2 protein-coding genes and 1 pseudogene are annotated in these 4078 nt (G+C 62.2%); all 3 read left to right on the top strand.

The features are described from left to right. Positions 1-741 (top strand): annotated as a pseudogene (locus EN781_RS27720) (DUF1403 family protein); the annotation flags it as partial. A gap of 5 nt (positions 742-746) precedes the next feature. Further along, on the top strand, positions 747-1439 hold the full coding sequence (locus tag EN781_RS27715; protein ID WP_091600266.1) for an SMC-Scp complex subunit ScpB: 693 nt from the start codon (positions 747-749) through the stop codon (positions 1437-1439). A 698-nt stretch (positions 1440-2137) separates the two neighbouring features. After that, positions 2138-4027: a Qat anti-phage system ATPase QatA gene (qatA, locus tag EN781_RS27710; protein WP_091600253.1), complete on the top strand. Its 1890-nt coding sequence runs from the start codon at positions 2138-2140 to the stop codon at positions 4025-4027. The last annotated feature ends 51 nt before the right edge of the window (positions 4028-4078 follow it).

The following is a 4078-nucleotide window of genomic DNA, read 5'->3' as shown; positions in this document are numbered from 1 at the left end:
AGGACGAAGCGGCCTTGCGCGATGCCGTATTGCTCACAAGACCGGGCGGCAATGTCGGTCCCGCCGGCCTTTTCTTTCTTGCTTGGCGGCGGCTGGCATCTCGGCCAGCGGACGATCTGCTAACGGAGAAAAATGTCGCGGCGGTGCTGGAAGATCTAGGTCTCACGCTCAACGATGAGGCGGTCAGCGATCTGACGGACGATCTGCGACAGCTTGCCGCCAACACCGGCACGGTCGAAACGCTGGTCGGGGCCTTCGCGGCCGCGGAGCGTTACGGCCTCCGGCGCGTTCTCGGAGCCTGGCTTGCCGATGTCTTGCTCGCGCAGCGGCTAGGCTGGACACATGCAATCCCTTTGTTGGGCGCCAAAGCGACCTTAGTTGTGGGTACGTGCCGGGCGCGTCGACCAGTGACTGCCGCTCTGGCTGCCGGCGCCGAAACGGAAGCCGATTGGGCCAAAAGCCTGCTGGCCGCGCAGGCGCGCGCTGCGCTGCGCGCCATTGATCTTTTCGCCGAACTTGAGCGCCGGGCGGACCGGCTGCTTGCGGTTGCGCCGAAACTCAGGGCCAAGGCGGCGGACGTCGTCGTGGAAAAAGCTGCTCTCTGACGACGCGATCGTCGCCTCAGAACAAATCGCCGGCATGAGCGATCGCGGCCTGCGCCGCCTGTTCGACCGGCTGGTCGAGCTCGGTGCCGTGCGTGAATTGTCCGGCCGCGCTACCTTCCGCATCTACGGGCTGTGAAGACAATGGCGGAGAGTGCACGTAGGCGAGGAGGGAGCCGGCCAGATGACCGTCGATCAGCTGACCAGCTGTTTGACCGGGAACTGGATCATCTGCCGCCGGAAGCGCGTTGGCGTGAATGGATGCACCGGGTCGAAGCAACGATCTTCGCCGCTAGCGAGCCGGTCGACCGCGAAATGCTCGCCCGCATCGTCGGGAAAAGCTGCAGCATTGATCTTCTCATCGACGACATCCGCGAGGAGCTGCGCGGCCGCCCTTACGATCTGGTTTCGGTCGCCGGCGGCTGGAAACATTTGACCCGGCCTGCCTATGCAGACGCCATCCGTGCTGCTGTAGGTGGAAGTGGGAAGACGGCCGACCTTACGCAGTCGGAGGTTTTGGTGCTGATGTGCATCGGCTACTTCCAGCCGATCACCCGCGCCGAACTGTCGTCTTTCTTCGGCAACGAGATCAGTCGCGATTTTATTGGTCATCTGCGCGGTGCCGGCCTGATCGCTTCCGGTCCGCGCAGCCCAACGCCGGGCGCGCCCTACACCTATGTGACGACAAAAGAATTCCTGCTGGAGTTCGGGCTCGACACGCTGCGCGACCTGCCGGATTTCGAAGCCCTCGAGGACGCTGGACTGCTCTCGAAGGAGAAGCTACTCGCAGGTGATATCATGCCAGGATTATACAACGACGAGGAAGAGCATGCTTAGCGTCGGCACTGATGAATAATACGCTGCCTGGCCGGTGGCCGCAGTTCGCGGCGTCCTCAACAGGATCTACGACCGGGGTTCGCGAGATGACGTGAGGAGACGCTGTCGGGCGTGGGGCGTTGCCTAGAAAATGGTGGGGGGAAATATGCCTGTAGCTCGTATTGAACGTGTCATTGGCGGTTTGGTAACCGCGTGGGCCGAGCCCGGTTCTGATGGCTACTTTGCCTGCCATCACTTTGGATCTAACGTGCATCCAGCCCACCTCTCCAGTTTGGATGAGGTGGCGGATTTCCTACGTTCGCATCTCGGCAGCGGTGTTCGCATGAACCCCGGCTGGGTCAAGATTGTACGGAACATCCACATCGATGGGGTTTTGCTCCGCTGATCGGCGCGAGCCGTTCTGGAGAGCCAAAAACGCCGGTGGCGGTGAATGATGGGTCACTCGCAGGCGCGCTGCCTGGTGTGAAGTTGTATCCATCGAGAGTGCTATTTAAGCCGCCGGACGGACCCTGGATAAGCAAATCATCCCAAGAAAAATCCTAGACAAATCATGAGACGGCGCTTCTAATTGCTGAGCCGACCGAAATAGCGGGTTGCGCATGTCTCTCAGTGCTTTGGGGGTTATTGCGAGAGACAGATTGCAATTCTGAACTCTGTTATAACGGCAAGGATACCCAGGGTTTGGGGGAGGGGATTTCGTGATTATCGCGGATAATGAAACCGCCATCGACTACCTGTATTACGAGACGGTCGCTAAAACGGTCGTCAAGCTGATCAGGCAGAAGTCGAAGGAACCGTTGACGATCGGGTTGCACGGCGACTGGGGAGCGGGCAAATCCAGCACGCTGCTGATGATTGAGTCGGCATTCAAGGGACAGACAGACACCCTGTGTGTCCGGTTCAACGGCTGGCTGTTTGAGGGATACGACGACGCGAAGGCGGTGCTGATCGAGACGATCGTCGCAGCCCTCCTCAAGGAGAGGTCCGGGATCGCCAAGGTGGCGGACAAGGCCTGGGACGTCCTGAAGGCCGTCAACTGGATGAAGGCCGCCCGCACCGCAGGCAGCCTGGCGTTCACCATGGCGACCGGGATCCCCGGTCCGGACCTGATCCAGGGGATTGGTTCGATCGCGGGCAAGGTGATTAGCGATCCCAAGGCCTACCTGACCGGCGACGTGTTCAACAAGGTCATGGACGGTGCGGCGGAGCATTTTAAGGAGGCCGCACCTTCCGAGACGACGCCGCAACGGATGCACGCCTTTCGCGAAGACTTCGAGGAGCTGCTGGAGCGCGCCAAGGTCGACCGGCTGATCGTCTTGATCGACGACCTCGATCGATGCCTCCCGCAGACGGCGATCGCCACGCTGGAGGCTATCCGCCTGTTCTTGTTCGTGCCGAACGCGGCGTTCGTCATCGCCGCTGACGAGGGCATGATTGAATATGCCGTGCGCAACCACTTTCCCGATCTCCCGGCGGCGGCGGGGCCTACAAGCTACGCGCGCAACTACTTGGAAAAACTGATCCAGGTTCCGTTCCGCATGCCGGCACTTGGCGCGTCGGAGACCTTGGTCTATCTCACCTTGCTGCTCTATCTGGCCTCCGGCGTCAGCGACAGTTCGGTGGAGTTCAAGAGCCTGCTCGAGGTGGCGCGCAAGGCCTTGCAGCGGCCCTGGCTGGGCACCGGCTTCGACCGAGACAAAATCAAGGCGAGGCTGGGGTCCATACCCTCCGATCTGGATGCCGCCCTGCAGCTTGCGGCGGAGATTACGCCGATCCTAACCGAGGGCGCCCACGGCAATCCCCGGCAGATCAAACGCTTCGTCAACACCATGGCCCTGCGCGTCGAGATCGCCAGCGAGCGCGGCTTCCAGGACGATATCAAGCAATCCGTCTTGGCCAAGCTGATGTTGGCGGAGCGATTCGCCCCGGAACTGTTCAACGCGATCGCCCGCGACGCGTCCGCTGACGGCTCCAAGACCATCTCGATCCTCGAGCGGAAGGTGACCTCGAAGGGTGGCAAGGACGCCGATGATGATCCCATGGCCGACTGGCCCAACATCGAGTGGGTCAAGCGCTGGGCGGCGATCACCCCGCCGCTGAACGGCATCGACCTGCGGCCCTACGTGTTTGTCAGCCGCGACCGCAGGACGTCCGCCGGCATCGGTGTCGCCGGCGGCCCCGTGGAAGCCATGATCGAGCGGCTGGCGACGTCGACTCTCGGCGTCACGCAGGTGACGAAGGCCGAGGTGGCTGCGCTCACGCCCGAAGATGCCAACCGGGTGTTCCAGGGCCTCGTGACGAAGATTGATCAGACCGAAGATCTCGGCAAACGGCCGCCGGCGGCCGAGGGTCTGGCGCGCCTTTGCGGAGACCGGCCGGAACTGCGCGAACCGCTGGTTGCATTCCTCGGACGACTGCCGGTGAGCAAGATCGGCGGGTGGGTGGTTAGCGGCTGGGGTGTGGCGGTTGAGGGTCCGCAGGCGCAAGAGTTCGCCGAGCTCGTGGGAGAGTGGGCAACGCAGACCTCGAACAAGCCACTGAGCGTCGTCGCGTCGCTGCAGCTGAACCCGAAGTCGAAGAGAAAGTAACATGGGAACCTCCGGCACCAAGCCCAGTTCCCCCCGGGCGCTGCTCCCAAC

Origin of the sequence: Mesorhizobium sp. M4A.F.Ca.ET.090.04.2.1, assembly GCF_003999085.1 — a bacterium.
Classification (GTDB): Bacteria; Pseudomonadota; Alphaproteobacteria; order Rhizobiales; family Rhizobiaceae; genus Mesorhizobium.
The sequence above is the reverse complement of the archived record's forward strand: the minus strand, read 5'-3'. Positions and strand labels throughout refer to the sequence as shown.

Excerpts from the sequence above, each read along its gene's own strand:
- EN781_RS27715 (WP_091600266.1), top strand. The coding sequence starts at position 747 with ATGGCGGAGAGTGCACGTAGGCGAGGAGGGAGCCGGCCAGATGACCGT.